The sequence below is a fragment of the Streptomyces sp. NPDC037290 genome (assembly GCF_055603245.1).
This window is the reverse complement of the sequence record NZ_JBVJVZ010000010.1, coordinates 172,567-199,141: the sequence shown is the minus strand read 5'-3', so window position 1 is coordinate 199,141 and position 26,575 is coordinate 172,567. Positions and strand designations below refer to the sequence as shown.

Genomic DNA, 26,575 nt, shown 5'->3' with positions numbered 1-26,575 from the left:
GGGCCTGTGGGACATGGCAGAGTTCGAGGACCGGGAGCGCGCGCTGGAGCACGCCGTCGGGATCAACGGCATCTGCGACAGCGGCCTCGTGGAGGATCCGCAGGGATTCCGGGAGGCGATCGCGGGGTGCGGCGAGCGAGGATGGGAGCCATGACCAGCCGACTGCGCCTCGCCCACACCGCCGACCTCGAACCCGCAGAACTCCGTGAGCTGCGTGCCCTGTTGGACGCGGCCTTCGACGGTGACTTCTCCGACGAGGACTGGGACCACGGGCTGGGCGGCCTGCACGCCCTCGTCCACGACGGCGCCGGCCTCGCCGCGCACGGGGCCCTCGTGATGCGGCGCGTGAGGCATCGGGGGCGCTGGCTGCGCACCGGCTACGTCGAGGCCGTCGCCGTACGGGCCGACGTGCGGCGCACCGGACACGGCGGACGGGTGATGGGCGAGCTGGAGCGGGTGATCGACCGGGCGTACGACCTCGGCGCCCTCGGCGCCAGCGAGGAGGGCGCCCGGCTGTACACCGGCCGGGGCTGGCAGCGGTGGGCCGGCCGGGTGCACGCCCTCTCGCCCGGCGGTATCGTCCGGCTGGCGGAGGAAGAAGGGAGCGTGTACCTCTGGCCCGCGCTCGCCGGGCCGCTCGATCCGGACCAGGAGCTGGTGTTCGACTGGCGCGACGGAGACGTCACCTGACGAACCGTCATACAGCGCGGACCAGGATCTTGCCCGTGTTGCCGCCGCGCAGCATCAGCAGGAACGCCTCCACGATCCGCTCGAACCCGTCGACCACCGTCTCGTCCGCCGTCAGCGCCCCGCTGCGCAGATGCGGTACGGCGAAGTCGTACAGCTCGTCCTGAACGTCCCGGTGATCGCTCACCAGGAACCCCTCGAGGCGCAGGCTCTTCTCCACGACATCGGCGTGGTTGAAGACGACGGGCGGGGCGGCGGGGGTGTTGTACTGGCTGATCGTGCCGACCCGCACCACCCGGCCCCGTTCGCGCAGCGCGCCGATCGCCGCGCCGAGGTGGTCGCCGCCCACGTTGTCCACGACGACGTCGATGCCGGTGGGGGCGGCCGCGGTCAGCAGGTCGGTGACCGGTGCCGTGTGGTAGTCGAAGGCCGCGTCGTAGCCGGCCCGGTCCGTCAGGTAGGAGACTTTCTGCGGGCTGCCCGCGCTGCCGATCACGCGGCCCGCGCCGAGCAGCCGGGCGAAGCGGCCGGCCGCCGTACCGACCCCGCCCGCCGCGCCGGAGACGAACACGTCCTCGCCCGCGCGCAGCCGGGCGATCCGGGTCAGGGCGACGTACGCCGTCAGGCCCGTGCCGCCCAGCACGCTCAGGTGCGCCGACAGGGGCACGCCCGGGTGGTGCGGGAGGCGGCGGACCTCCTCGGGGCTCACCACGGCGTGGGTGCGCCAGCCCCGGCGGTGGAAGACGATCTCACCCTCGGGCAGCTCCGGGCTGCGGGAGGCCACGACCCGCCCCAGCGTGCGGCCCTCCAGCGGGGAGTTCAGCGCGAAGTCGCCGTCCATCATCTCGCGGTGGTAGGGGTCCACCGACCAGTAGAGGTTCTCCACCAGGGCCGTCCCGGGGGCCGGTTCGGGCACCGGGGACTCGGCGAAGCGGAAGTGGTCCGCGGTGGGGAAGCCGGTGGGGCGGGCGGTCTGCTGCACGGTGAGCGCGATCTCGGTCATGGCGGGGACGCTAGGGAGGAATGCCGCACCCGGGCAGGGGGTTGGGCTCATGGAACGCGCCGATCCATGAAACGGCCTCATACACGCAGGCGGGAGCCCCGAGTGAGCGCAGTCGACCTTTCCCCCCAGGAGCTGAGGATCCTGGTCTCCGTGGCCGACGAGGGCGGGTTCTCCGCCGCGGCCGACCGGCTCGGCGCCACCCAGTCCGCCGTCTCCCACGCCGTGCGCGGGATCGAGCGGAAGCTGGGCGTGGTGCTGTTCGAACGCGGACGGTTCGGCGCCCGGCCGACGCCCGCGGGGGAGCGGGCCGCGGCCCATGCGCGACGGGTGCTGCGCATGCTCCGGGCCCTGGCCGCCGACGTCCGGGGAGTGGACTCCGGTGAGGTCCGCGGACCGCTGCGGATCGCCGCCTTCCGCAGCACGGCCCTGCATCTGCTGCCGCCCGCCCTGGAGCGGCTCGGCGAGCGGCACCCCGGCATCGAGGTGACGGTCACCGTCGTACGCGAACTGGGCGCCGGCACCGCGGGCGAGGTCGCCGCCGGACGGGCCGACCTCGGCATCGCGACCCTGAGCGGGCCGCCGCCGGCCGGACTGGTCGGCGGAGTGCTGATCGAGGAGCCGTACTCACTGGTCCATCCGGCGGGGCACCCGGATCCGCGTGCCCTGCCGCTCGTGGACTGGGCGGAGAACTGCGGCTCGTACACGCGTGCCTGGTGGGCCGCCCAGGACTGGATCCCGGCGGCGACCGTGCGCGCCGAGGACGACGGCGCGGTGCTGTCGATGGTGGGCAGCGGACTCGGCATGGCGATCATGCCCGCGCTCTCCCTCACCGCGGCGCCGCCCGCCGTGGAGATCACCGATCTCGGGCCGGGCCGCCCGCACCGCTCCGTCGGCTACGTCACGACCCCGGAACTCGCCGCCACCACCGCCGTACGGGCCCTGATCCGCACCCTGCGTTCCCTCGGAAAGCCCCCACTCGAACGCACGGAACCCCAGCTCGGAGCGGTGTGAGCCGGCGCGCCGTCTCAGATAGTAGGAAGTCCGAGTAATTGTGCAGACAGAAGCGGGCCGCTCCCTTAGTTTTGTAGGAGCCGAACGTCTCGCTCGATCCAGCGAATGGCGGTCGTGAGCCGGGCCCCGTGCAGGCAACCCCTGCGGCCCGTCGCTCCCCGCCTCTCCGGCGTCTCGAAATCCCTTTCGCGTGCTCGCTGTTTGCCGAAGGAGACGATTCCCATGGCCGAGACGACCGTCCGCCGCCGAGTCCGCCACGTGTCCCACGCGAGCGAGTCCGACCGCAAGAACGCCGCCGCCGCCCTCCAGCGCGCCCTGGACCGCCGGGACAACGGCGGCGAGACCGGCCACTGAGCCCACCCGCCGGAAGACACCCGTCCAGGTGTCCGAATGGTGGAAGGCTCATGTCAGTAGCTGGGACGAGGAGTAGGGTGCCTGCATGTCTCGCAGCCTCAATCTCGCAGTGATCCCGGGTGACGGCATCGGCCAGGAGGTCGTGTCCGAAGGTCTCAAGGTCCTCTCCGCAGTCCTGCCGCAGGATGTGAAGCTGGAGACCAAGGAGTACGACTTCGGCGCCAAGCGCTACCACGCGACCGGTGAGACCCTCACCGACGCCGACCTCGGCGCGCTCAAGCAGCACGACGCCATCCTGCTCGGCGCCATCGGCGACCCCTCGGTGCCGTCCGGCGTCCTGGAGCGCGGCTTCCTGCTCAAGCTCCGCTTCGCCTTCGACCACCACGTCAACCTGCGCCCCTCGAAGCTCCTGCCCGGCGTCGCCACCCCGCTCGCCGGCCAGCCGGAGATCGACTTCGTCGTCGTCCGCGAGGGCACCGAGGGCCCGTACACGGGCAACGGCGGCACCATCCGCAAGGGCACCGAGCACGAGGTCGCCACCGAGGTGTCCGTCAACACGGCCTACGGCGTCGAGCGGGTGGTCCGCGACGCCTTCGCCCGCGCCCAGGGCCGCCCGCGCAAGAAGCTCACGCTGGTCCACAAGAACAACGTGCTGACCTTCGCCGGGCACCTGTGGACGAACATCTTCAACCGGGTGGCCCAGGAGTTCCCCGAGGTCACCACCGACTACATTCACGTCGACGCGGCCACCATCTACCTGGTCACCGACCCGGGCCGGTTCGACGTGATCGTCACCGACAACCTCTTCGGCGACATCATCACCGACCTCGCCGCGGCCGTCTCCGGCGGCATCGGCGTGGCCGCCAGCGGGAACATCAACCCCTCCCGCGCGTTCCCCTCGATGTTCGAGCCGGTCCACGGTTCCGCGCCCGACATCGCCGGCCAGGGCAAGGCCGACCCGACCGCCACGGTCCTGTCCGTCGCCCTGCTGCTGCGCCACCTCGGCTACGACGGCGAGGCCGACCGCATCGAGACGGCGGTCGCCGCGGACCTCACCGAGCGCGCCGCGCTGGGTGCCCGCAGCACCTCGCAGATCGGCGACGCGCTCGCCGCCCGAGTAGCCGGCTGACCCGCCGCGCCACTCTTCGAAGCCGCCGGGTCGCATCCGCACCCGGCGGCTTCTCCTGTGCCTCGCCGGGTGCCACCATCAACCCTTGGGCCGCCTTCACCCCGATTCCGTCCGCCGCAGCCCCCCGCGCGATAATCGAACGCGGAGCCGCGGTATGAGGGAATGCTCGGACGTCCTAGCACTGGCCAACGGCCGGCTGCGAGGCGTATAAGCGGCCCGTCACTACACAACCGGTGAAGGACAACACATGACGACGCCCACGATCGAGCTCAAGCCCTCCGCCAGCCCCCTCGCCGCCGCCGAGCGCGAGGCGATCCTGGCCGACCCCGGGTTCGGCCGCCACTTCACCGACCACATGGTGACGATCAAGTGGACCGAGGGCCGCGGCTGGCACGACGCCCAGCTCGTCCCGTACGGCCCGATCTCCCTCGACCCCTCCACCCACGTCCTGCACTACGGCCAGGAGATCTTCGAGGGGCTGAAGGCCTACCGGCAGCCCGACGGCTCGATCGCGCTGTTCCGTCCCGAGGCGAACGCCCGCCGTTTCCGCAACTCCGCCCGCCGCATGGCCATGGCCGAGCTGCCCGAGGAGCTGTTCATCGCCGCGCTGGACGCCCTGCTCACCCAGGACGCCGACTGGGTCCCGCCGCACGGCGGCGAGCAGTCGCTGTACCTGCGCCCGTTCATGTTCGCCACCGAGGCCGCGCTCGGCGTGCACCCGGCGAACGAGTACCTGTTCATGCTCATCGCCTCGCCCTCCGGCGCCTACTTCGCCGGTGGCGTGAAGCCGGTCACCATCTGGGTCTCCGAGGACCACGTCCGCGCCGTCCCCGGCGGCACCGGGGACGCCAAGACCGGCGGCAACTACGCCGCCTCCCTGCTGCCGCAGGCCGAGGCCGCCGCGCACGGCTGCGACCAGGTCGTCTACCTCGACGCGGTCACCCGCACCAAGGTCGAGGAGAGCGGCAGCATGAACGTCGCCTTCGTCTACGGCGACCGGATCGTCACCCCCGAGCTCACCGGCTCGATCCTGGAGGGCATCACCCGTGACTCCCTCCTCCAGGTGGCCCGCGACCTCGGCTACACCGCCGAGGAAGGCGTGATCACCCTGGAGCAGTGGCGCGAGGACGCGGCCTCCGGCGCGCTCACCGAGGTCTTCGCCTGCGGCACCGCCGCCGTGGTCACCCCGATCGGCCACGTCAAGACGAAGACCGGCGCGTGGACCCACGGCGACGGCACGCCCGGCGAGGTCACCCTCCGTCTGCGGGACGCGCTGCTCGGCATCCAGCGCGGTGTGACGCAGGACAAGCACGGCTGGATGCACCGGATCGGCTGAGGCCCGCTTTCCCGGCTGTCCGACGGGAGTGAATGGTGCGCGTGTTCGAGGCGTACCGCCACTCCTGTCCGGGTATCCACCCTGTCCGCGGGGGCGCGTGCCCCCGCGGACTGGTATGCGGGGTGACGCCCGCCACGGGGGGGGGGAGGGGCGGACATGAACGCATGGTCGCCGGTGCCACGACTGCGCTGGTTACTGCGTGCCCTGCGCACCCCGCGCCGACCGCAGAGCCTCACCGCGCTGCTGGCGCTGGCCGGCTGTGCCGCGCTGCTGCTGTGGCGGGCCTCCGGCATGGGCGCCTACCAGCAGAACCTCTTCCTCAACCTCGGCACCGACCTCGTCGGCGTGGTCATCACCGTCTTCGTGATCGGCCCGCTCATCTCCCGCGCCCAGGAGGGCCGGGTCCGTGAGCACACCCGCCTCGACTACGAGTGGTTCGCCTCCCAGGTGCACGGCGCGACGGCGTGTGTGAAGGTGCTCGACACCTTCTCCAACCTGTTCGGGCCGCAGTTCTCCGAGCGTCTGTTCCGGGGCGTCAGAACGGCCACCGCGCACGGGGCACGGGTGCAGATCCTGTTGCTGGACCCCGACTCGCTCGCCGTCATCCTGCGCGGCCGTGAACTCGGCGAGCAGAGCGCCGGCATCCGCCGCGACATCATGCGCTCGCGAGTGCCGGACTCCTCCGGTCCTAGACCCGGCTCCGAGCGGCCACCGGTTCCTGTGCGGCGGCAGGGGCCGGTGCCGTTCGGGTCGTCAGGGCCAGGTAGATCAGCCCGCCGACCGCGCCCGACAGCAGGAAGCTGCAGTCCACGCCGCCGGTCAGGCGCAGCAGCGGGCCCTGGTACGCCGGCAGGGAGACCGCCAGCAGGCCGACCGATGCGCCCAGGGCCCAGGAGACGGCCGCCCGTACGTTCCAGCCGGCCCGGTACCAGTAGATCCCGCCCCGTGAACGGCGGTTGAAGACCTGCAGGGCGTCGGCGTCGTACACACCGCGACAGCGGACGAAGCCGATGAGGGTGATGACGGCCCACGGGGTGCCGATGGCGGTGAGCAGCAGCACGAAGGACGTCATCGCGGACTGCGCGTTCCAGGCGTAGTGGCCGACGAAGACGCAGGCCGTGGCCACGATCGCGACCGTGTAGGTGGCGCGGGCGCGGGAGGCCTTCGGCAGGATCGCGTCCAAGTCCAGGCCCATGGAGTACAGCATCAGACCGGCGTTGCCGACCGAGCCGGCGGACGCGGACAGCAGCAGCGGGACCAGGTACCAGGTGGGGGAGGCCGTCACCAGCGGGCCCGCGTACTCCGTCGCCGCGTGGGCCGCGTACGCCGTGAAGGTGCCGAACAGCTGCGGCACCAGCAGGCCGAGGACCAGACCCAGCCAGGTGGCGTGCAGCACCCGGCGGCTGGTGTGCCGGGACGGCGAGATGTAGCGGGTGTAGTCGCCGAGGAGGGTGATGAAGGCGATGGGACCGGAGAGGCCCGCGGCCACCGCCGCGAGGAACCAGGTCGGCCAGAACGAGCCCAGCAGATAGCCGCCCGCGTCCGGCAGCGCCGAGGTGGTGAAGTGCGGGGCGTAGGCGAAGATCCCGAGGACCAGCAGGGCCGTCATGCCGACGGCGAGGACGCGGGACATGGCGAGCAGCACCCGGTAGCCGTAGACCGCACCCGCGACGGTCGCCGCCGCGAGCACCGCGTAGACCACCGCGTACGACACCCCGTCCGCGGGCAGCCCGAACAGCCGGCCGAGCACGCTCAGCATCACGTCGCCGCCGATCCACACGGTGAGCGCGGTGTAGCCGAGGGCGAGCAGCAGGCCGACCACCGAGCCGACCAGCCGGCCCCGGACGCCGAACTGGGCGCCGGAGGAGGTGGACAGGTTGGTGGCGGTGCGCAGCGACACCAGTGCGAGCGGCGCCGTGAAGAGGGTGCCGATCACCGTGCCCGCGACGATCGCGCTCACCGACGCCCACCAGCCGAGTCCGAAGGAGGGCGGCAGCCAGCCGAAGATGATCACTCCGAGGCAGAGGTTGGAACCGAGCAGGATCGAGACGAGGTCGCGCGGACCGCTGGTCCGCTCCTCGTCCGGGATGGTGTCGACTCCGCGCTGTTCTATCGGCATGGCTGGGTCTCCTTCGACGGCCGCCTACTGGTTTGAGCGACGCTCAATGTGACGTGAAGTCCTGCCGTCGGTCAATGCTTCTGTTTCATGAATTCTGTGTTTAGAGTGGTGCTCTAACTTGGGGATGGCAAGGAGGTGCCGCGACGTGAGACTGACCCCCACGGAACGTGACCGGCTGCTGCTCTTCGGAGCCGCCGAACTGGCCCGGGCCCGCCGGAGGCGCGGCCTCAGGCTGAACGTGCCGGAGGCGACCGCGCTGATCGCGGACACCGTGTGCGAGGCCGCGCGGGACGGCAAGCGGCTCGCCGAGGCCATCGAGGCGGCCCGGTCCGTGCTCGGCCCCGAGGACGTGCTGCCGGGCGTCGCCGACGTCGTCACCGAGGTGATGGTCGAGGCGGTCTTCGACGACGGCTCCCGGCTCGCGGTGGTCTCCGACCCGATCGGCGGCGGCCTCGGCGAGCAGGCGCCGGGCGCACTGCTGCCCGGACCCCAGCACGCCGACCCCGCGCCGGCCGTCCGGCTCACCGTCGTCAACACCGCGACCGTGCCGGTCTCCGTCACCTCCCACTTCCACTTCTTCGAGGCCAATCCGCGCCTCGACTTCGACCGCGCCGCCGCCTACGGCATGCGGCTCGCCGTACCCGCCGGGTCCTCCGTCCGCTTCGGGCCGGGCGAGAGCGAGGAGGTCGGGCTGGTGCCGATCGGTGGCGACCGGATCGCGATCGGCTTCGCCGGACTGGTCGACGGGCCGCTGGACGCGCCCGGGGCGAGGGAAGAGGCCCTGCGCCGGGCCGCCGCCTGCGGATACCTCGGAACGACGCCGGACGGAGGCGAGGAGCGATGAGCCGCTCGAAGGGACGAGAGGTGAGCCGGGAGATCCACGTCGACCCGCACGCCTACGCGGCCACCCACGGCCCGCGCGCCGGCGACCGCATCCGGCTCGGCGACTCGGGCCTGACCATCCGCGTCGAGTCCGACTCCCAGCGCTACGGCGACGAGTTCCTGGCCGGCTTCGGCAAGACCGCCCGCGACGGACTGCACCTGAAGGCCGCCGCCGTCCGCGAGACCTGTGACGTGGTCATCAGCAACGTCGTCGTGATCGACCCGGTGCAGGGGATCAGGAAGGTCTCCATCGGGATCCGGGAGGGCCGGATCTGCTCGGTCGGCCGCGCCGGCAACCCCGACACCCTCGACGGCGTGGACGTCGTGGTCGGCACGGGCACGTCGATCGTCTCCGGTGAGGGGCTCATCGCCACCGCCGGGGCCGTCGACACCCACGTCCACCTGCTGTCGCCGCGCATCATGGAAGCCTCCCTCGCCTCCGGTGTGACCACCGTCATCGGCCAGGAGTTCGGCCCGGTGTGGGGCGTCGGCGTCAACTCGCCCTGGGCGCTGCGCCACGCCTTCAACGCCTTCGACGCATGGCCGGTCAACATCGGCTTCCTGGGCCGGGGTTCGTCGTCCCACGACGCGCCCCTGGTCGAGGCGCTGGCCGAGGGCGGCGCGTCCGGCTTCAAGGTGCACGAGGACATGGGCGCCCACACCCGCGCGCTGGACACGGCGCTGCGGGTCGCGGAGGAGCACGACGTCCAGGTGGCCCTGCACAGCGACGGCCTGAACGAGTGCCTGTCGGTCGAGGACACCCTTCGCGTCCTCGAAGGCCGGACGATCCACGCCTTCCACATCGAGGGCTGCGGCGGCGGCCACGTCCCGAACGTGCTGAAGATGGCCGGTGTCCCGAACGTCATCGGCTCCTCCACCAACCCCACCCTGCCCTTCGGCCGGGACGCGGTCGCCGAGCACTACGGCATGATCGTCTCGGTCCACGACCTCAAGCCCGACCTGCCCGGCGACGCCGCCATGGCCCGCGACCGCATCCGGGCCGGCACGATGGGCGCCGAGGACGTGCTGCACGACCTGGGTGCGATCGGCATCACCTCCTCCGACGCCCAGGGCATGGGCCGCGCCGGTGAGACGGTCCGCCGTACGTTCGCCATGGCCGGCAAGATGAAGGCCGAGCTGGGCCCGATGCAGGGCGACGGCGAGGGCGACGACAACGCCCGCGTCCTGCGCTACATGGCAAAGCTGACGATCAACCCGGCCATCGCCCACGGCCTCGCCCACGAGGTCGGCTCCATCGAGGCCGGCAAGCTCGCGGACATCGTGCTGTGGCGCCCGGAGTACTTCGGCGCCAAGCCGCAGCTGGTGCTGAAGTCCGGCTTCCCGGCGTACGGCGTGGTCGGCGACCCCAACGCGGCCACCGACACCTGCGAACCCCTCGTCCTCGGCCCGCAGTTCGGCTCGTACGGTGCGACGGCCGCCGACATCTCGGTCGCGTTCGTCGCCCGGGCGGCCGTCGAACAGGGCAACGACTCGATGCCCACCCGCCGCCGGAGGGTCGCCGTGCGCGGCACCCGCGGCATCGGACCCGCCGACCTGCGCCTGAACGCGCGCATCGGAGCGGTCGACGTGGACCAGCGCACGGGCCTGGTCACCCTCGACGGCGACCCGCTGCGCTCCGAGCCCGCCGACTCCGTCTCCCTCAACCGTCTCTACTTCCTCTAGTCATCAGGGATCTCACATGACCACCCCCGCCGCCGACGGCTTCCGTATGCCCGCCGAGTGGACCCCGCACGAGCGCACCTGGATGGCGTGGCCGGGCCCCAACCCCACCTTCGACGACCCGGACGACCTCGCCGCGTCCCGCGCCGCCTGGGCCTCGGTGGCCCGCGCGATCCGCCGCTTCGAGCCGGTGACCGTGGTCTGTGGCCCCGGCCAGTCCGCCGAGGCCGAGGCCCTGCTCGGCCCGCACGTCGACACCGTCGAGCGGGACCTGGACGACGCCTGGATGCGGGACATCGGGCCCACGTTCCTCACCGACGGCCGTGGGCAACTGGCCGCCGTGGACTGGACGTTCAACGGCTGGGGCGCGCAGGACTGGGCCCGCTGGGAGCACGACTCCAAGATCGCCGCGTATGTGTCCGACCTCGCCGGCGCGAAGACGTACGCCTCGAAGCTGGTCAACGAGGGCGGCGCGATCCACGTAGACGGCGAGGGCACGGTCCTGCTCACCGAGACGGTCCAGCTGGGCCCCGAGCGCAACCCGCACTGGTCGAAGGCGGAGGTCGAGGCCGAGATCCACGCCCACCTCGGCACACAGCAGGCGATCTGGCTGCCGCGCGGCCTGACGGGCGACTACCCGCCCTACGGCTTCGGCACGCTGGGCCACGTGGACATCGTGGCCGCCTTCGCCCGTCCGGGCGTCGTGGTGGCGCACTCCCAGCCGGACCCGGCCCACCCCGACCACGAGGTCACCAAGGAGGTCATCGGCATCCTGAAGTCGGCGACCGACGCACGCGGCCGCCGGCTGGAGGTCGTCGAGGTCCCCGCCCCGACCGTCCTGGAGGCCGACGGCCACTGGGCCGACTACTCCTACATCAACCACTACCTCTGCAACGGCGGCGTCGTGCTGTGCGGCTTCGACGACCCGCGCGACGAGATCGCCGCCGGGATCTTCCGGCGCCTGTTCCCCGAGCGGACGGTGACCCTGGTGGACGCCCGTACGATCTTCGCGGGCGGGGGCGGCATCCACTGCATCACCCAGCAGCAGCCTCGGTGTGCTGGTCGGTGAGTTGACCTGCGTTTTTGTGTCATGCGACTTAGCTCTAGTCGGCCTTAGTTAGCCTTACTCGGCTTGAGTCTGCATGATCTGTCTCCCACTTGTCTCCCATGGGAGCTGAACGGCCCCCGGCGGTACGCATACCGGGGGCCGTTCTCATATGGCCAGGGTGAGGCTGTCACCCGGGGAGGTGCTGTCGCCTCACCCTGGCTATATGGTCCAACGATCGCACCGTGGCACATGACACGGGCAGATTCTTCGGGGTTGTTGGGGGTTGTGTGCAGATCCAGTGCGCGGGGTGGGGGATTCTGTTGAGGCCGCCCACCCGCGCGCAAGAGGGTGCTCACGGCGAGCCGTGAACCTGCTGCGGGCGGACGGCCCGTCCGGCGCGGGCGACACTGCAGGCTGCCCGTGCCGGGCTGTTGAGGGGGTGGCTGTCGGGGGATCAAAGAGCTAACTGTTCGAACTGGCGTACGAGTGGCATATGCCCATCCCAGCACACTGAGGTGCATCCCCGCTACACACTGTTGAGGAAATAATTGGTACTCCAGGCACATATATCTGTCGAGTGCCCGGAGCCTTGAGATTTACCCAGCCAGGTAAAGACTTTCCCCCAAGATCATTCCAGCATCGGGCGGGTGCTCGACCCCCTCCCCGCCTGGGTACCCCGCCGCCGCGCCGAGATCGGCTTACGCATCCGCGACGCCCGCCGCACCGCCGGCCTCTCCCAACTCGCCCTCGGGGACCGCATCGGCCGCGACCACAAGACGATCAGCCGCTGGGAAAACGCCTTACGCGCACCCGACCTCACCGACCTGCTCCTCATCGCCGACGCCCTCGACGTGCCCCTCGCGGACCTCGTCCGCTGATGGCGAGGCCCCGCCCATCCACCACGGGCAGACGAACGGGGCCAGTCAACACAGTTAGACGGCCGGCTGTCCGCTGCCGGAGCACGTCGTCCCATCCGGCCCCTGATGCATCGTGGTCGGCTGACCGGACTCTGAGCCGACGATGGCGCCGCAGACCGGGCAGCCACCCTCAGTCAGGCTCGGGTCAAACCGGGCGCCCGGTCGGGCGTGGGTGCATTCCATACCAGTACCTCCAGTGTGGTGGTGCGCTGATGTGGTGCTGTGCTCACCCAGCCCGGTCCGGGCTGGGGGTCTACAGGGGGCGAACGAAGTTACGGGCCCCGTTGTGCGCGAACACGGTCACCCCGGCCTGCGTCGCAGGGTTGGGCCGGTCGGTCCAGCGCGCGACACGCTCAAACTCCGGGCACTCCGCCGCGCCGATCGCACGAGTCAGCCACACGTCCGGAGCGTCGTCAGGCTGCGGAGCAGGCGACGAGAACGGGGCTCCCTCGACCGGGCTCTCGGCCTGCTCGTGCTTCTCGCCTTCGGCGGGCCGGTAGGTGATCTGCCAGCGCTCTTCCCGGCCGCCGCGGGTGACAGCGATTCCGAACGGATGCTTGCTGTCTCCGGCCTCAGCCAAGCTCTGGACGCGGCCCACGCCGGGCGTGTTCTTCACGGTGTCGATGAGCCAGTCCTGGAACCGCTGCGGGCGCATGTGGATCATTCCTTCTCTCGGCGGGTGAGTCCGACAGTCTATGAGCGACGCTGGGGCGACACGCTGACCCCCTCAGCGTTGACTGAGGTTCTCGTAGTGATCACAGAGGGCGTTCACGGAGCGAGCCAGCTTCATGGCCACAGACATGCGCACGGGTGGGTACTCGCCGATGCCCAGGCGCAGCCGCATGCTGGCCTCGCGGGTACAGGCCAGCGCGCACGCCCTGGCGATGTCATGCTTCGGCAGTCCGAGGGCCATCTCCTCAACGGCAGGGATCAGCAGCTGGATGTGCCCGCGCAGCATGAGCCGGAGCGTTTCCAGGTCGTTAGGGCCGATCGGCTTCGCATCTTCGGCGAGGAGCCGGCGCGCGCTGGCGCGCATCGTGGCGATGTCGGGCGGCACCTGGTCCAAGTCTGTGGCCGGGGCGGGCTGGGCGGTACGGTGCGTCACGTCGACTCCTCACAGTCGGCCACACCCCGGGGCCTATACGACGGTCACCGGGTTCAGCACGTTGTGTCCTAGGTCAGACCGTAGCGTGTCCTAGGACATGTGACCAGACGTCAGACGCACCCCCACCCTTACGAATTACTCGTGTCCTAGTACAGTCGGCGATGACCTAGGACGCGAGGAGACGCAATGCCCGAGACCGAACACCCCTACATGCGCGTCGCGGAACGCATCCGCCGGCGCATCCTCGACGGCGTCCTCGAAGAAGGCGCCAAGCTGCCAGCACAGCGCGACCTCGCCAAGACGGAAGGCGTCTCTGTGGCCACCCTCGGCCGCGCGCTCGATCAGCTGCAGGTCGAGGGCTACATCACAACCTCTCGCAAGGGCACGTTCGTCGCCAACGCTCCCGAGGTCGCACCCAGCTCCTACGATCGGGTCACCCGCGTCATGCGTACCGGGTCCGTTCTCGCCGAGGGTGAGACGGTCATCGTCACCAGGGCGGAGCTGATCCGGCCGCCGCAGTACGTGGCCGAGCTGTTCGACCTGGACGAGGGCGCCCAGGTAGTGCGTCGGGAGTGGCACACCGGCAAGGGCCAGCAGCGCACAGGCCTGCATGTGACCTGGTATCCCGCACACTTTGCGGCGTCTGTTCCCGAGCTGTTGTCGACGTCGACCCGCTCCGCGCCTGGACTTCTTGCGAAGATCCAGCAGGAGTCGGGCAGGACCGTCAAGGCTGGTCGTGACGACCTCCACAGCCGCGACGCCGACGCGCGTGAGGCCAACTATCTGGGCGTGCGCATCGGCTCCCCAATCCTCGCTGGCGCCCACCGACTGTGGGATGAGGAGGGTGTGATCGAGTATGGCGAGTGGTGTCTGCCGTACCGCCTGACGGTCGGGTACGAGTACACGGTGGAGGATGTCCCTCCGCAGTAAGGCGTAGGCGGCGTAGGCTTGATCCATGCCCCCCGATCTTGTGACCAGCCCTGGTCCAGTGCGATCTGCTGCCGACAAGCTGAACGAGCAGATTCGTGCACTGTGGTCGCATCCGCAGGTGCCGTTGTCGCGGGAGCAGCGGGCGGAGTACGAGCGCCTGCTTGCGGAGCTGCGGCGGGCGGAGCTCGGGGACGTCGCCACGGCGGCATGAAAAAACCCCGCCCACAAGGGGCGGGGTGGGTTGCGCGGGCCCCGTGGGCCTTCTCCCGAAGGATCGGCGTGCGCGTCCTGCCGTACTGCGATGGTAGCGTCTACAGGCTCAGCGGAGGATGTGGTCGAGGTACCAGACGCCGAACCCTGTCCACGCGACGGCAAAGCAGACGGCGCCCGCCTTCGTGTGGACCCGGAACCAGCGCCGGGTAGACGCGCTGAACGTGTGCTCCCGCCGGGCAGTACGCAGCGCCCAAGTCTCAAACGCCGCGCCCGCCACAATCAGCCCGCCCCACACCGCGTCGCCGGTGTTCACCGGCCCGCCGCCTGCCAGAGCGTCACCGCCATCGCACCGACCCCGCACACCGCCGCCAGAGACGGCAGCGGCCACCGGTTCCGCTCCAAGGCGTCCAGCCGCTTCTCGTGATCGTCCAGCGTCTTGTCCGTCTGATCGCCGCGCTGCACCAGCAGAGCCAACTGGCCCCGCTGCTCAGTGAAGCCGACCTCAACCGACCTGCGGATCTCAGCAAGCTCCAAAGCGACCGTGGACGACTCCGGCGGCGTCACGCACCCGCCTTCGCGGTCACCAGCCGGTCCTGAGCCCTGTCGGCGACCCCGGTCGGCTCCCACAACCCGAAGTGCGCCAGCACGCCGGTGCCGAAGGAGACCAGGGCGAGGACGGCGGCAGTGGCCACGCTGTACCCGCCGTGGTGCGGGCCCGCGTACTCCACCAGGAAGCCGTTCATGGTCGAGAGCGCCAGCAGCAGCACGGCCTTCACGGCGTCGCTGGTGACGTGGGTCGTGACGAGCCGGACGAGGACCGGCAGGACGATGGAGATGACGAGGCCGATCCAGTAGGCCGAGTCGAGGTTGACGGTCATGAGGTTCTCGCTTCCTGTTCGGCGAGCCAGCGCCGGACGGTCTGGTTGTGCCTGGCGTCGGCGAGCGCGTTATGCTCGCCGCTCTCCTGCTTGGGCAGGTCGTCCCAACTGAAGCCGAGTCGGGCGCGCTCCTGCTGGATGTCGTGGGTGAACATGGGGACACCCTCGGGGAGGTCGACCATGCGGCCCCACAACTGGGCGAGGCAGACGTGGTCGTAGGCTCCGTAGTTCGCCCAGAGCTGGACATCCGTCCCGGCGGCGCGGATGAAGTCCATGACCTCATTAGCGATCCGCTGACGCGGCTTCACCAGCGGGTCGCTGTAGTCGAACAGCCAGCGGCCCGGCACGGTGAGACGCCTGTCACCGTGCCCCCTCGGGAGGTGCGGGACGACGTTCTCCATCAGCCACTTGTGCTTCCGGATCCGCCGCACTGGCATGTCCCGGTTCACGGCGTAGTACTCGCGGCCGTCCTCACACACCATGCCGATGGAGATCAGCTCGATCGTCCGGCCGTCCTCCAGGAACTCCGAATCGTAGAACAGGTCAGTCACGGCGTGGCCGAGCCGGTGACGTCGACCGACACCTTGACCACCGCGTCCGCGATGGCTTCCTTGACGGCCGCCACCACGGTGGCCGTGTCCACGCCCGAGCCGATGAGGCTGGCGAGCTTCGTGATCGCCGCGGTCTGCGCGGCCTCCTGCGCGAGCAGCTTCACCGTGTTCTCGAACGTGCCCTTCAGGTACGTCTGCGGCTGCCACGTCGTGTTGCCCTTGTTCGTCTCCGTCGAGCCGGCGGCGATGTCGTCGATCCGCCAGACCGCGTCGTGGACGTCCTGCTTGGTGAAGCCCGCCATGGGGTCCTCCTCGGGGGTTGTGCCAGCAGCCCATGCGGCGAGTGCGGCCCTGCTGGGGAAGTTCGCGACGTCGTGGTCGATGTTGTTCGCCGTGCTGTACTGGTGGAAAGTCCAGCGGTAGTCGATGCCGGGCTGGCCTGCCGGCTTGCCGCCGGTGGCAATCCACAGGAAGTCGCCGCAGGTCGAGGTCTGGTCGATGGTCAGCCAGTACTCGGTGTTGCAGTACATGCCGACGCGGTGGGACGGCAGTTTGCCCTTGACGTACTTCAGCCAGGCGTCCCGGTAGGCGAGCTGCCGGGCCTTGGATACGCCTTGGTTGGCGGTGTCGTAGCCCTCCCAGTCGAAGACGATGATGTCCCCAGCCTGGATCGGCGCCTTGGAAAGGAAGTAGTCCGCTTCCGCCTGCGGCGAGTTCGCCATGTGCGGGTAGTGGTAGAAGCCGACGACCAGCCCTGCGGTGCGGGCGTGCGCGGTCTGCGCGGCCAGTCGCGGATTGGTGTACGACAGACCCTCGGTCGCCTTCACGATCACGAAGTCGAGACCGGTCGTGTCATACGTGGACGGCTGGTAGGCGGAGACGTCTATGCCGTGGATCATCACAGCCCCTTCGCGGTGAGCCAGGTGCGGGCGGCCAGCGCGAACGCGAGATCCGGGTCCGCAGGCGTGGGAGTCGGCGTAGGCGTGTGAGTGAGGGCGGGGATGGTGACGTCGCCCTGTTGGGACAGCAGCCACTGCATGTCCGTCTCGGTGACCCAGCAGGATCCGGAGTCACCCCACGAGGTGCCCCACGAGTTGTCGAGGCGGAATCGGGAGCCGTCCCAGCCCGAGCAGACGATCTCGTGCCCGCCCGCGACGCCCGAGGACTTGTCCACGGACAGGGTGCCGGACGGCGTCGGGTCGAACATCGAGTTCAGCCAGACGATCCCGAGCATCGCCGGGCCCGCCTGCAGCGCGCTCTTGAGCGCGGCAAGGCTGAACGCATGCGTGTACCCGGAGGCGAGCCCCATCTGCTTGAGGGCCTTCGCGGCGCCGAGGCCTGAGGAGCCGGTGTCGTCCGGCGGATAGGTGCCGGGCACGTCATCCAGCGTGGTGGCGAGCTTGTACAGGTCGACGGCGAGCGTCTCGTCGACCGCCCGCTTGGTGCCCTTCACCGTCACTGAGGCGACGCCGCGCCCGGCAGCGCTGTCCGTGGCGAGCACACCGGCCGCCGCGTTGCCCGTGCACGAGCCCAGCGACCCCTGGTCGAAGACTGGGACGCGGCGCTGCCATTGGACCGGCTTGACCGCTGAGGCGGGCAGGACGCCGTGGGCGTAGCGCAGGGACCGCGGGTCGTGCTCGACGTGCCGGCCCAGCCGATGCGCGCGGCTGTGGTTCTCGGGAAGGAGGGTGATGTTCAACTCGGGTCCCTTCACGGCTGGTGCCGGATAACGAGACGAGACGTACCGTCTAGTTGAAATCGTAAGCGGCTTGTCTATCCGCTCCCTCAGACGATGAAGCGGCAGCTAGACGACGGTGATGACTTGCTCGTACTTCTGCGCCGTCACCGACACGACTCCGGCGACTGTGCCGAGGAACGTGCGCACCGAGTTGACCACGTCGATCTCCTCGACGACTGTGCCCTCCTGATTGATCGCGCTGATCTGCACCGACACCACCGGCTCAGCACTGCCGTTCTTTGCGGTGATCACATAGCTCGCCATGATGTCCCCTCACGCGACCCGAAGAACATTGATCCAGCTGTCCGTGTACAGCGTCGTCGCGGTCGCCGACGACACCGACTGCGCCCACGTCAGCGCCAACGTCCCGGCCGTCGCACCGATCCGGAACGTACCCTTCACGTCGACAGTGAGCGTGTTCCCGACACCGAGGCCGCCGTAAGTCCTGGTGTTGACCACATCAGTTGTCTCCAGCCTCACGTTGTAGCCCCACGTCGACACCGCGTCTTGCTGCGTGCCACCGCCACCCGTCGCTGACGTCACCGTCGTACCGCCGCCCATCCCCACCCACTCACCCAACGTTCCCGTCGGGTAGGAGAAGCCCATCGTGAAGTCAGCGGCCGCCAAGGCGTCGTACTTCAGCCAGCCCCACAGCGTGTACACGCCGCCAGCAACCACATCCATCTGAATGTGCGGGTCCGCGGCCTGCGTCGTCGTCGCCGACCGGCTCGTGTCCGCGGTCTTGCGGAGCGATTGGACCTGCATTGACCGGAGCAGCGACGCGGTGAGTCGCTGCCCGGCGAGCAGTGTCGGGTAGGCCTCAGCCATGGGTGCCTCCTACAGGGCCAGGATGGTCGGGTCAGCGAGGCGGACGTCCTCGCCCGCGGCATGGGACTTCGAGACGCCGTTCACCGAGCGGATCACGCTGAACGTCTGCGGTGTGACCTGCTGGAAGTCGTCGTAGCTGGCGGTCACCGGCAGCGTGTTCGTGTTCGTGCTGGACAGGATCGTGCGCATGCCGACCTGCCCGACGGCTCGAAGATTGCCGTCCGTTACGCTCACCATCCACGGCGGCTCGTACCCGCCGTCCAGCCACGCCTTCGCTTGCAGCGTCGTCCCCGTGATCTGGAACCGCAGCCAGAACATCCGTCCCGCGGCGTGGGTGAGGGTGCTCGTGTCTGCGGCCGTGGCGAGCAGCGTCTCTGTACCGCCGATCCGGGACCGCAGTGTCAGCGTGACCGTCTGGTCCGTGTTGAACGCCAGCCTCGCAAGGTAGTTATTGCTGGTGTCGATGAACCGGCCAGCCAGGTGCACGAAATGCGAGCCGCCCGTGGCGAGGACGTCCGTCGCCATCCTCGCCTTGATGTCCAGATCCGCTGACGACCACGGCACGGTCGCCCACCTGCTGACGTTGACGCTGCCACAGGCCATCCGGCCCTGCCCATCGAACGCGCTCCGGACCGCGGCCACGTAGGCGTTGAACGCGGCCGTTCGCTGGCCGCTGTCGCGCATGGCCCGGCTCAGGTCCCCGTTGGGGAAGAAGCTCGCCCTGAGCGCGTTCGACATCTCCAGCTGGACGCCGGCCGAGATGGTCGTCTTGTTGGCGATGTTCGCCGTGTCGTTGCCGTTCAGCTCCTGCGACGCCGCAACAACCCGGAACCCAGCGGCCCGCAGGGCGTTCGCGACTCGGGTGCCGGTTGCCGTGTCCAGGCCGCCCAGTGACGTCTCCGCTACCCCCGCCGCCCCCGTGTAGCCGTGAAAGCTGATACACCGCTTGGCGGCCGTGACGATGGCCACGCAGTTCGGCTCGTCAAAGTTCGTCGAGGTGATGTGGAGCACCGAGTTGTTGGACGCCTTGATGCCAGCGAACTCATAGTGATTCATGAGGGACGCGCCGACCGCGCGGGCAGCCTCCCCCGAACCGGGTTCGATGCCGCCGCCGTGAATCGAGATCGCACACCAGGTCGCCCCGGTCACCGGGACGCTACGCCGCTCGTAGTCCACTCCCTCGGTCTCGTGCGCGGCCAAGTCTGCGTAGTTGGCATACGTATCGGCCATGGCTACACCCCCACCACGCTGAAGTCAGAAGCACTACCGCCAGTGGTGGTCCACGTCTCCCCGGTGTCCGTGTTGCCCCAGCCGCTGGTCACGTTCCGGTTGAAGGCGTCGGCAACACCACCGGTGATGCTCTCGACCGTCATCACCTCACCACCGACACGGATATCGATGGGGAAGTCGCCCGGGTCCGTGGTCCACAGACCCGCTTGCCCAGGCGACGGCCCCACCTTTAGCGACGTGTCCGCCGACCCCACGTCCGCGTACAGCTCGGAGCCGTCCGTGTCGAGGAGCACAGTGATGCTGTCGAGGTAGCCGACCGTGTACGGGCTGGCGGGCTGGCAGTTGAAAGTAAGCCTGTGCTCGAACCGTGTGATGGTCTCGCTGGTGCCGATGACGAGCTGGTCAATGGTGTCGGGTGGCAGCCAGCTCGGTGGGTTGGTGATCTGGATACGGTCACCGATTCGCATGCCGAGGATCGCCCGCCGCATGTCCGGCGTGATCGACGGGTGCGCGAGGTTCACTGCGATCGTCGGATACCGGGCCTCATCCACCGTCCCGAGATGCACCCGCCACGCCGCCTGATCCAGCAGCGTGTCCGTGTCCGTGCTCGCCAGGTTGAGCGTCGTCTCCTGTCCGTACACGCCCACCCCGGCCGGCGGCTGCGCGATGCTGAGGCTGCCGTCCGTCTCCTCATAGGACTGGGTTACGCCGTTGCAGGTGATGGTGACCTTGTTCTGGACGTAGCGGTCGTCCTCGACAGGGACGGGGACCTTCGCGAGCTGCGCGCCCGAGTAGTCCAGCGTTAGCACGGGGTCCTGGTTGTACAGGGACGCGCGGGTGCGGTAGCCGAGGCCCATCCCCGACCGCGTCTCGTACAGCATGCCGCCGTCCGCGAGCGCGCACTCCTGCAGAAGCGTCAGCAGGTTGCTCTTGCCCTGCGCGCCCATCGCTACTGTGTCGTCCAGGTCGCCGACCCACTCGACCGCGATGCCCTGCTCCCCGCACAACCGCTGAATCCGACGGCCAGCCGCCTCGCCGACCGGGTTGAGGCGGACCCCGAGCGCGTTGATCGCCGTGATCTGGTTCTCGAGGGTGACGTGCCCGATGACGACGCCCGGCAGTAGTGCGGTCCCAGGGTTGACCACGCTGCGGGATGCCGGCCCGAACTGGATCTTCGTGACTCGGGTGAGCTGAGTCAGCGTCTCCGTGTCGGACACGCTGTACGTGCGGCCGGTGAGGACGTCCGTCAGCTGGATCGCCCGGGTGATGCTCGTACCAGACTCCTGCAACTCCACGCTGACGTACAGCAGCCGGCCGCGGACGTCCAAAGTATGAGGCAGCAGCGCGCCGAGGTTGGTGCCGTCGGAGGCGCAGGTACGCAGCACCAGTGAGTTCGTAGCATCCGTGTTGCTGTAATACAGCTCCCAGAATTGCGCTGACCCTGCCGAGTAGTCGACCTGATCGAAGGCGCACAGCACCTTGTAGTTGGCGACACCGTCAGCCGGGATGTAGGCAAGGAACCGCACCTGTGTGGCGGTCGGGTCGTCGTAGCGGGGGACGCTGCCGGACAGGGTCGCGCTCGTGATGTCGGGCAGCGGGTCGGACGCGATGAAGTTGCTGTACGAGGCCAGCGCAGGTGTACCAGACCAGGTCATGGGCGACCCGTTCGTCAGCGCCGACGCAAGGGACGTAGCCCCCGTGGCGTCCTCACACGGCCAGTACGCCACCAGCCCCGACGGCGCCGGATCCGTGATCGCCTGGTAGATGACCGAGTGTTCAGGCGCCGGGCCCTGGGCGAGGCGACGCAGGACACCGTTGACGGACAGATCCGTCCACACGTCCGAGCCGGAGGTGTCCCAGTTCGGTGCCCACTCCGATGCCTCACCCCAGATCCGGTAGCTCTTGCCGCCCATACCGTCCGGCACCGACACCCGGATCGGCGTGTTCCTGCCGATCGTCCCGTAGTACATGCCGGTCGGGTTGCGCGGGGAGAACCGGCCGTCACGGTTGTCGAGCTGCAACGTGCACGTGCCAGCCTCGGTCTGGGAGCCCTCGTCGCGGATCCCGCCGGTGATGGGTATCTGGCCGCTGTCGTCCCGGACCAGCGTGTACCCGGTGATGTCGACCCACTCGCCCGACACCAGCATCTCGACCTGTACGGGCTCGCCGGTGGACGCCTCCCCAGAGCCGCGCGCGGGCGCAGGCAGGTTACGCAGACGACGCCCCCACGCCGCGAGTTGAGGAGCGAGTCCAGGCGCCACCGGTCAGCTCACCTCGCTGAACACGATCCAGCACCGCATGTCGCAGGCCGTGGTCGGCGTCGTTGCGCGCACCCGGAGGAACTTGCTCACAGGGATGATCGGCCGGCAGTCGGGCATCCACTGCCGCACGTACTGCAGGCTCGACTCACCTGACACCGAGCTGAGGCTGATCGCGTCGAAAGGACGGGTGGCAGTGATCGTGCCCTCCGCAGACGCCGAGTAGCCGGTCGCCGAGGTGCCCAGGGTCAGCAGCGACGCCGTCCCGTTCGGGTCCAGGTTGACCACGCCCGACGGCAAATGCGCCGTCACTGTGGCCGCCACGTCCGTCTGCAGCAGCTCGATGACACCGTCCGCGCCCGGCGGGTCGTCCAGGCTGAAGCCCCACTCCAGCAGCTGAATCTGCCGCGTTGCTGGCGTGGCGAGCTGCAGCATCGTCTTGATGCTCGTCCCGGTCGTTACCGAAGCCAGTGCGGCAGTCGTCGGTGCCGGGCCGTTCCATGTGATGTACGGCAAAGCAGTCCCCTCCCTTTCTCCTACCGGCCGCGCGGCGGCCGAAGCGTTGCCTCGATCGAGCCGCGAGCCCGAACCTCACGGCGGCCGGCGTCCACCCACAGCTCACCGAAGTCGCGGTCACCGAGCCGGACCTGGATCACAATCGGCTGACCCGACGTCGCGGCCGGCCCGGGAGGCGCGTAGCTCCCGGAAGCGCGAGGCGTGTTGAGCATCGACGACCACGGCGTGTTCGCCTCGGCCCACATCCGCCGCGAGTCCGGATTCGAGAACACCCGGCTGCCTGCGGGCAGGTCCAGCAGCTCCGGGCCCTGCTCACCCACCCACGTCAGCGACGAGCGGAGACCACCCGCCGCGGCCATGCCGACCACGCCACCCGCAGCCTTGTGACCGAGGGCCTTCTGGATCAGCTTCTCCATGCTCTTGGCCAGGCTAGCCATGGCCTTCTCCAGGCTGGCCTGCTGCTTGGTGAGCTTGTCGACCACCTTCGCCTGCGCCTTGATCGCAGCGTCGTACACGGCGCTGGCGGTCGTCTTGCCCGCAGAACCAGCCGCCGACTCGATCTGCGACTGCATGCTGTTCATCGACGACACCTCGGACGCCGACGCCTGCAGCAGCGCACCCGCGGTCTCCAGCCCACCGCCGTCGATTCCGGCCTCGGCGACCTGCTGGATGACGCTCTTGCTGTACCCCTTGGCCTTCAGAGCCTTCAGCGCGTTGGCGAAGGCGACGACCTTGTCCCGGGAGACGACCATGCCGGCTCGGACCGCCGACAGGGTCAGAGTGCCGCCCTCGTTGCCGGACGCAGCCTTGGTGATGTTCGCCGATGAGATCAGGCTCGTCTTCACCGAGTCCGACAACTGTGCCGCGGAGTCCTTCAGGCTGTTGAGCTTGTCCTTGGCCTTGTCCAGCGACGCCGTGACCTTGGTGAGGGCCTTCTCGTGGTTGATCAGCGCCTTGCCGATGCTGTTGAGGTGCTTGAGCAGGTTCGACTCGGTCCGGCCATGGAACGCGGCCTTGATCTTCCCGGCGGCTTCGTTCAGCGACTGCACCAGCGCGTTGATGTCCGTGGGCGCACCCAGGTTGTGCTCGAACGGCGTCCGCCGGTAGCCCGCCAGCCGGCCGAAGTAGGAAATTCCGAACTCGCTGTCCAACTGCTTTTGCGCGTCATGCTCGGCCTTGGCCTGCTCCTTCGCCCGCTCCTGCGCCTGCCGTTGCGCCTTCGTCAGGTGCCCGCCGCGAGCGAACCCAGCGACGTGCAGGCGCCCCTCGTTCAGGGCGTCGAAGAACTTCACCCCGTACTTCCGGACAGCCTCGGCCTTCATGACGTACTCAGTGTTCGACACCCGCGCCATAGCCCCGGAACCCATGAGGGCGAGGATGCTGTCCGACGTGCCGGACCCGGGCCCCCGGACGTAACCCCCGTCCGGGAACATCTGGACACCGCCACCACCCGCGTAGCCGCGGAGCAGACCACCACGCGCAGCACCCGGCATGCCGGGAAGCTGCGGGCCATAATGCACGGTGCCCTCATCCACTGTCTTTTGATAGTTCGTGGTGAAAACGCCGATCCCGATCGACTTGCCGTGCAGGTTGTCGACGGCGTTCTGCACGTTGCCAATCGCGCTTAGGGCCGCTCCGATCTCCGCGGAAATCTTGACGGAACCGTCCTTCAGGTGCGTGACCTTGAATCCGAATGCCTTCAGCACCTGCTCGGCACCCTGACTGAGTGTCTTCAGAGTGACGCTCTTAGCGCCCGGCGACTTCTTCACCGCCGTGTTGAATGCGTTCAGGTCGGAAGTCGCCTGCTTGTCATCGACCTTGACCTTGAACTTCTTCGCATCAGGCGCCTTCAAGATCGCATTCGCGAGCTCCTCGGCCTGCTTCTTGGTGTCGCCCATCGCCATCGCGGCGTCGATGAGGCTCTTACGGCCCTGCTTATAGGTCTTGTCTACCTGATCCCAGGACGTCTTCTCCTTGAGCTTCTTATCGACGAGGTCCTCGGTCCGCGCTGCGAGTTGGCTGAGGACGTCGCGGTTTTTCCGACCTGCCTCGGTCGTGACGTCGAGGGTCTTACCGTTGTCCTTGACGGCCTTCTTGGCGTCGCTCATGGCCTGGTAGAACGCGGTCTCGGCGTCGTAGGCGCCACGATGGACCTGGTTCAGCGCCATGATGGACTCTTCGAGGCCCTTCGCGGACTGCGCCTCCCCATCAAGCGCCGCCTGCGTCGACACCGCCGCATCACCGAACAAGCCCATGCTGGCCGCAGTCAACTTCGACTCGACCGCCGCATCCTTCGACGCGTTGTTGAAGTCCTTCAGGTACTTCGTCGGGATGTGCACACCCTGCTTGCCCAGCAACGCCAATGCCTGCCGGGCAGTGTCGACACCCTTATTCTTGGCGATCTCCCCGATCGCCTTCCCCAGATCCCGGTAGTCGTTCGCCGCGGCCTTAGCCGACGATGCCGAATCGCTCCACGTCGCACCCGGGTGCGAGAACGTGTACTTCAGCCTGTCCCACGAGGACGCCGTGTCGTCCGTGTCCTTCACAAGGCCCTGCTGCGCCTTACGAAGATCATCCAGAACGGACGAGTTGATGTGGCCGCTCGCCAGACCAGAAGTGATCGAGCGCGCCAGATCATCGACACTGACTCGCGCTTCTTTGCTGCTACTGCTGAGCTTTGCCACAGCCAGGGCAAGCAGCGCAAGGCCACCAATGATCACGGACGCTTTACCGACCGCGCCCATCGCTGCGAACGCGGCACGCAGCCCAGCCACACCACCCTCGGCCGCGATGAACGCCTCTCGCATGTACATCGCCCGCAGAGCAATCGTCTGGAACACGCCCTGGATCGCGGCAAACCCGCGCATCGCGCCGTTCCACACGAGGGACGCGGCAGCAGCAACCTTCATCGCCGCAGACACAGCGACCGTGGCCGCGAGGAGACCAGCCATGCTGGCCGCCGCGGCGGTGGCCGCGCTCTTATGCGCGAGGAGCAGGCTCACGAAGCTCTGCAGGGGCGGGATCAGCTTCGTGCCCAGGCTGATCATCAGCGCGTCGAACGACGACTGCAACGCCTTCATCTGGAACGCGAACGTCTTCTGCGTATCCGCCCACGACTGCCCGAAGCCCTTCGCGCCCTTCTCCAACGCCGGGTACTTCGACTCCAGTCGGTCCATCTGCGAAACGAGGACATTCAGACCCGCACCGGCCTTCCGGCCGAACGCCTCGGTAATGATCTGACCCTGCTCCTTGGAGGAGACGCCGGCCTTGTGTAGACGGGCAACAAGGTCTTCCAAGGCGAGTTTGAGGCCGCCCTTCTGCATGTCCGTCGCAAGGGTGGTCTGCGTCAAGCCGAGCTTCTGAAGTGCGTCTCCTGCAGTCGCGACAGGGTGGGCGAGGGCCATGACGGACATGCGGAGCTGGTTGCCCGCCAGGCTGCCGCGGATGTTGTTGTCGCCGAAGACGGCCAACGCCGCACCGACGTCGGTGATAGACAGGCCGAAGCCCTTGACGGTGGCGACCATGCCGGACCCGAACGCGTTGGCGAGGTCCTGCATTTTCATGTCGCCAACGCCGACGGTGGCGTTCAAAACGCCCATCGCCTGGTCAAAGTTCTGCACGCCAGGGATACCCGACGCGACAGCGGCGGTGAGGGCGTTGGTGACGTCGACCAGGTCCGCATGCCCAGTCGTCGCGCCCTTCGCCGCAGTCTCGACCAGATGCAAAGCCTTCGAGCTGGAGATGCCCATCGACTCGAAGTTCGACTCCACGTGGAACAGCGACTCCGCGAGCGAATCCGGGTCCTGACCGACCTTCCCAGCGAGGTCAAGGACGCCCTTCTTCAACCCGGCGATCTTCGACTGTGACACGCCGGCCTGCGTGTGCAGAAGCGCCATTGACGAGTCGAACTTGGCGGCCATCTTCACCGACTCGAAGCCGATCGCCGCGAGCCCGGCTGCTCCGATCATGGCCGTCTTGTGGAACGTCGACATGCCCCTGCTGGCGCCGTTCACCGAGGCGTTGACGCGGGCCATCGCGGGGGATGCGAGATCCTTAGCCGTGATCAGGATCTCCACCACGTTGGTCATCCGGGTTCACCCCCAAGCTTTCGATCGTCAGCAGGCGCAGGGTTTCGGCAGGCTCGGCCAAGATCTCGCTGGGC

The 26,575-nt window shown here is 68.8% G+C and carries 28 protein-coding genes; 12 read left to right on the top strand and 16 right to left on the bottom strand.

Annotated features, from left to right (window positions below; translation table 11 throughout):
• Positions 1-13: 13 nt before the first annotated feature.
• Both ACZ7HQ_RS30600 and ACZ7HQ_RS30595 read left to right on the top strand, forming a co-directional pair.
• Complete coding sequence (locus ACZ7HQ_RS30600; RefSeq protein WP_470996726.1) at positions 14-154, top strand: hypothetical protein; 141 nt, start codon at positions 14-16, stop codon at positions 152-154.
• Positions 151-690, top strand: coding sequence for a GNAT family N-acetyltransferase (locus tag ACZ7HQ_RS30595; protein WP_470996723.1), 540 nt, complete (start codon positions 151-153; stop codon positions 688-690). Before ACZ7HQ_RS30600 ends, ACZ7HQ_RS30595 begins: the two co-directional genes overlap by 4 nt.
• A gap of 7 nt (positions 691-697) precedes the next feature.
• Here the strand turns inward: ACZ7HQ_RS30595 and ACZ7HQ_RS30590 are convergent, their stop codons facing one another.
• A complete protein-coding gene (locus ACZ7HQ_RS30590) occupies positions 698-1,690 on the bottom strand; it encodes an NADP-dependent oxidoreductase (RefSeq protein WP_470996720.1) in 993 nt (330 codons plus the stop codon).
• A 102-nt stretch (positions 1,691-1,792) separates the two neighbouring features.
• Here ACZ7HQ_RS30590 and ACZ7HQ_RS30585 point away from each other — a divergent pair, with 102 nt between their 5' ends.
• From ACZ7HQ_RS30585 to ACZ7HQ_RS30570, 4 genes are all read left to right on the top strand, one after another.
• On the top strand, positions 1,793-2,701 hold the full coding sequence (locus tag ACZ7HQ_RS30585) for a LysR family transcriptional regulator (RefSeq protein WP_470996717.1): 909 nt from the start codon (positions 1,793-1,795) through the stop codon (positions 2,699-2,701).
• 222 nt (positions 2,702-2,923) lie between these two features.
• Positions 2,924-3,055 (top strand): hypothetical protein, encoded by a 132-nt coding sequence (locus ACZ7HQ_RS30580; RefSeq protein WP_385839785.1) that lies wholly within the window; start codon positions 2,924-2,926, stop codon positions 3,053-3,055.
• 85 nt (positions 3,056-3,140) lie between these two features.
• On the top strand, positions 3,141-4,184 hold the full coding sequence (locus ACZ7HQ_RS30575; RefSeq protein WP_470996714.1) for a 3-isopropylmalate dehydrogenase: 1,044 nt from the start codon (positions 3,141-3,143) through the stop codon (positions 4,182-4,184).
• Positions 4,185-4,431: 247 nt separating this feature from the next.
• A complete protein-coding gene (locus ACZ7HQ_RS30570) occupies positions 4,432-5,520 on the top strand; it encodes a branched-chain amino acid aminotransferase (protein WP_470996712.1) in 1,089 nt (362 codons plus the stop codon).
• Positions 5,521-6,208: 688 nt separating this feature from the next.
• On the opposite strand, the gene ACZ7HQ_RS30565 is transcribed toward ACZ7HQ_RS30570, so the two are convergent.
• Positions 6,209-7,639 (bottom strand): cytosine permease, encoded by a 1,431-nt coding sequence (locus tag ACZ7HQ_RS30565; RefSeq protein WP_470996709.1) that lies wholly within the window; start codon positions 7,637-7,639, stop codon positions 6,209-6,211.
• Positions 7,640-7,784: 145 nt separating this feature from the next.
• Between ACZ7HQ_RS30565 and ureA the strand changes: the two genes are divergently transcribed.
• From ureA to ACZ7HQ_RS30545, 4 genes are all read left to right on the top strand, one after another.
• Complete coding sequence (gene ureA / locus ACZ7HQ_RS30560) at positions 7,785-8,483, top strand: urease subunit gamma (protein ID WP_470996706.1); 699 nt, start codon at positions 7,785-7,787, stop codon at positions 8,481-8,483.
• Positions 8,480-10,204 carry an urease subunit alpha gene (locus ACZ7HQ_RS30555; RefSeq protein WP_470996704.1) on the top strand — a complete coding sequence of 575 codons (1,725 nt, stop codon included), beginning with the start codon at positions 8,480-8,482 and terminating at the stop codon, positions 10,202-10,204. Before ureA ends, ACZ7HQ_RS30555 begins: the two co-directional genes overlap by 4 nt.
• A 16-nt stretch (positions 10,205-10,220) precedes the next feature.
• Complete coding sequence (locus tag ACZ7HQ_RS30550) at positions 10,221-11,270, top strand: agmatine deiminase family protein (protein ID WP_470996701.1); 1,050 nt, start codon at positions 10,221-10,223, stop codon at positions 11,268-11,270.
• 626 nt (positions 11,271-11,896) lie between these two features.
• Entirely contained in the window at positions 11,897-12,127 is a 231-nt protein-coding gene (locus tag ACZ7HQ_RS30545) for a helix-turn-helix domain-containing protein (RefSeq protein ID WP_470996699.1), read from the top strand.
• 292 nt (positions 12,128-12,419) lie between these two features.
• Here ACZ7HQ_RS30545 and ACZ7HQ_RS30540 read toward each other — a convergent pair whose 3' ends face one another.
• Both ACZ7HQ_RS30540 and ACZ7HQ_RS30535 read right to left on the bottom strand, forming a co-directional pair.
• Positions 12,420-12,821: a hypothetical protein gene (locus ACZ7HQ_RS30540; protein ID WP_470996697.1), complete on the bottom strand. Its 402-nt coding sequence runs from the start codon at positions 12,819-12,821 to the stop codon at positions 12,420-12,422.
• A gap of 72 nt (positions 12,822-12,893) precedes the next feature.
• The gene (locus tag ACZ7HQ_RS30535) at positions 12,894-13,271 is read right to left on the bottom strand and encodes a DUF6415 family natural product biosynthesis protein (protein WP_470996694.1); all 378 of its coding nucleotides are present in this window, start codon (positions 13,269-13,271) and stop codon (positions 12,894-12,896) included.
• Positions 13,272-13,457: 186 nt separating this feature from the next.
• On the opposite strand from ACZ7HQ_RS30535, the gene ACZ7HQ_RS30530 reads away from it, so the two are divergent.
• Complete coding sequence (locus tag ACZ7HQ_RS30530; RefSeq protein WP_470996691.1) at positions 13,458-14,201, top strand: GntR family transcriptional regulator; 744 nt, start codon at positions 13,458-13,460, stop codon at positions 14,199-14,201.
• A gap of 58 nt (positions 14,202-14,259) precedes the next feature.
• Positions 14,260-14,412 (top strand): hypothetical protein, encoded by a 153-nt coding sequence (locus ACZ7HQ_RS30525; protein WP_470996689.1) that lies wholly within the window; start codon positions 14,260-14,262, stop codon positions 14,410-14,412.
• A 108-nt stretch (positions 14,413-14,520) separates the two neighbouring features.
• Here the strand turns inward: ACZ7HQ_RS30525 and ACZ7HQ_RS30520 are convergent, their stop codons facing one another.
• From ACZ7HQ_RS30520 to ACZ7HQ_RS30465, 12 genes are all read right to left on the bottom strand, one after another.
• Entirely contained in the window at positions 14,521-14,727 is a 207-nt protein-coding gene (locus ACZ7HQ_RS30520; protein WP_470996686.1) for a hypothetical protein, read from the bottom strand.
• Positions 14,724-14,978: a hypothetical protein gene (locus ACZ7HQ_RS30515; RefSeq protein ID WP_470996683.1), complete on the bottom strand. Its 255-nt coding sequence runs from the start codon at positions 14,976-14,978 to the stop codon at positions 14,724-14,726. The genes ACZ7HQ_RS30520 and ACZ7HQ_RS30515 overlap by 4 nt, the downstream gene beginning before the upstream one ends.
• Positions 14,975-15,292, bottom strand: coding sequence for a hypothetical protein (locus ACZ7HQ_RS30510; protein WP_470996680.1), 318 nt, complete (start codon positions 15,290-15,292; stop codon positions 14,975-14,977). Before ACZ7HQ_RS30510 ends, ACZ7HQ_RS30515 begins: the two co-directional genes overlap by 4 nt.
• Complete coding sequence (locus ACZ7HQ_RS30505; RefSeq protein WP_470996677.1) at positions 15,289-15,843, bottom strand: 3'-5' exoribonuclease domain-containing protein; 555 nt, start codon at positions 15,841-15,843, stop codon at positions 15,289-15,291. Before ACZ7HQ_RS30505 ends, ACZ7HQ_RS30510 begins: the two co-directional genes overlap by 4 nt.
• Positions 15,840-16,742, bottom strand: a complete 903-nt coding sequence (locus ACZ7HQ_RS30500; protein WP_470996674.1) for a glycoside hydrolase family 25 protein — start codon at positions 16,740-16,742, stop codon at positions 15,840-15,842. Before ACZ7HQ_RS30500 ends, ACZ7HQ_RS30505 begins: the two co-directional genes overlap by 4 nt.
• Positions 16,742-17,542 (bottom strand): hypothetical protein, encoded by an 801-nt coding sequence (locus ACZ7HQ_RS30495; protein ID WP_470996671.1) that lies wholly within the window; start codon positions 17,540-17,542, stop codon positions 16,742-16,744. The genes ACZ7HQ_RS30500 and ACZ7HQ_RS30495 overlap by 1 nt, the downstream gene beginning before the upstream one ends.
• 105 nt (positions 17,543-17,647) lie before the next feature.
• A complete protein-coding gene (locus tag ACZ7HQ_RS30490) occupies positions 17,648-17,845 on the bottom strand; it encodes a hypothetical protein (protein ID WP_470996668.1) in 198 nt (65 codons plus the stop codon).
• Between the two features lie 9 nt (positions 17,846-17,854).
• Complete coding sequence (locus ACZ7HQ_RS30485; RefSeq protein WP_470996665.1) at positions 17,855-18,409, bottom strand: hypothetical protein; 555 nt, start codon at positions 18,407-18,409, stop codon at positions 17,855-17,857.
• A 9-nt stretch (positions 18,410-18,418) separates the two neighbouring features.
• Complete coding sequence (locus tag ACZ7HQ_RS30480; protein WP_470996662.1) at positions 18,419-19,639, bottom strand: poly-gamma-glutamate hydrolase family protein; 1,221 nt, start codon at positions 19,637-19,639, stop codon at positions 18,419-18,421.
• Between the two features lie 2 nt (positions 19,640-19,641).
• Positions 19,642-21,900, bottom strand: coding sequence for a hypothetical protein (locus ACZ7HQ_RS30475; RefSeq protein ID WP_470996659.1), 2,259 nt, complete (start codon positions 21,898-21,900; stop codon positions 19,642-19,644).
• A 3-nt stretch (positions 21,901-21,903) separates the two neighbouring features.
• The gene (locus ACZ7HQ_RS30470) at positions 21,904-22,332 is read right to left on the bottom strand and encodes a hypothetical protein (protein ID WP_470996656.1); all 429 of its coding nucleotides are present in this window, start codon (positions 22,330-22,332) and stop codon (positions 21,904-21,906) included.
• Positions 22,333-22,433: 101 nt separating this feature from the next.
• A complete protein-coding gene (locus ACZ7HQ_RS30465; protein ID WP_470996653.1) occupies positions 22,434-26,501 on the bottom strand; it encodes a phage tail tape measure protein in 4,068 nt (1,355 codons plus the stop codon).
• Between the last annotated feature and the right edge of the window lie 74 nt (positions 26,502-26,575).

What these genes read in the sequence shown, in the direction of transcription:
- ACZ7HQ_RS30485 (WP_470996665.1), bottom strand. Translation starts at nt 18,409, where the DNA reads ATGGCTGAGGCCTACCCGACACTGCTCGCCGGGCAGCGACTCACCGCG.
- ACZ7HQ_RS30510 (WP_470996680.1), bottom strand. Translation starts at nt 15,292, where the DNA reads ATGACCGTCAACCTCGACTCGGCCTACTGGATCGGCCTCGTCATCTCC.
- ACZ7HQ_RS30465 (WP_470996653.1), bottom strand. Translation starts at nt 26,501, where the DNA reads ATGACCAACGTGGTGGAGATCCTGATCACGGCTAAGGATCTCGCATCC.
- ACZ7HQ_RS30500 (WP_470996674.1), bottom strand. Translation starts at nt 16,742, where the DNA reads ATGATCCACGGCATAGACGTCTCCGCCTACCAGCCGTCCACGTATGAC.
- ACZ7HQ_RS30530 (WP_470996691.1), top strand. Translation starts at nt 13,458, where the DNA reads ATGCCCGAGACCGAACACCCCTACATGCGCGTCGCGGAACGCATCCGC.
- ACZ7HQ_RS30595 (WP_470996723.1), top strand. Translation starts at nt 151, where the DNA reads ATGACCAGCCGACTGCGCCTCGCCCACACCGCCGACCTCGAACCCGCA.
- ACZ7HQ_RS30555 (WP_470996704.1), top strand. Translation starts at nt 8,480, where the DNA reads ATGAGCCGCTCGAAGGGACGAGAGGTGAGCCGGGAGATCCACGTCGAC.
- ACZ7HQ_RS30565 (WP_470996709.1), bottom strand. Translation starts at nt 7,639, where the DNA reads ATGCCGATAGAACAGCGCGGAGTCGACACCATCCCGGACGAGGAGCGG.
- ACZ7HQ_RS30480 (WP_470996662.1), bottom strand. Translation starts at nt 19,639, where the DNA reads ATGGCCGATACGTATGCCAACTACGCAGACTTGGCCGCGCACGAGACC.
- ACZ7HQ_RS30490 (WP_470996668.1), bottom strand. Translation starts at nt 17,845, where the DNA reads ATGGCGAGCTATGTGATCACCGCAAAGAACGGCAGTGCTGAGCCGGTG.
- ACZ7HQ_RS30575 (WP_470996714.1), top strand. Translation starts at nt 3,141, where the DNA reads ATGTCTCGCAGCCTCAATCTCGCAGTGATCCCGGGTGACGGCATCGGC.
- ACZ7HQ_RS30470 (WP_470996656.1), bottom strand. Translation starts at nt 22,332, where the DNA reads ATGCTGCAGCTCGCCACGCCAGCAACGCGGCAGATTCAGCTGCTGGAG.
- ACZ7HQ_RS30540 (WP_470996697.1), bottom strand. Translation starts at nt 12,821, where the DNA reads ATGCGCCCGCAGCGGTTCCAGGACTGGCTCATCGACACCGTGAAGAAC.
- ACZ7HQ_RS30570 (WP_470996712.1), top strand. Translation starts at nt 4,432, where the DNA reads ATGACGACGCCCACGATCGAGCTCAAGCCCTCCGCCAGCCCCCTCGCC.
- ACZ7HQ_RS30580 (WP_385839785.1), top strand. Translation starts at nt 2,924, where the DNA reads ATGGCCGAGACGACCGTCCGCCGCCGAGTCCGCCACGTGTCCCACGCG.
- ACZ7HQ_RS30590 (WP_470996720.1), bottom strand. Translation starts at nt 1,690, where the DNA reads ATGACCGAGATCGCGCTCACCGTGCAGCAGACCGCCCGCCCCACCGGC.
- ACZ7HQ_RS30550 (WP_470996701.1), top strand. Translation starts at nt 10,221, where the DNA reads ATGACCACCCCCGCCGCCGACGGCTTCCGTATGCCCGCCGAGTGGACC.
- ACZ7HQ_RS30600 (WP_470996726.1), top strand. Translation starts at nt 14, where the DNA reads ATGGCAGAGTTCGAGGACCGGGAGCGCGCGCTGGAGCACGCCGTCGGG.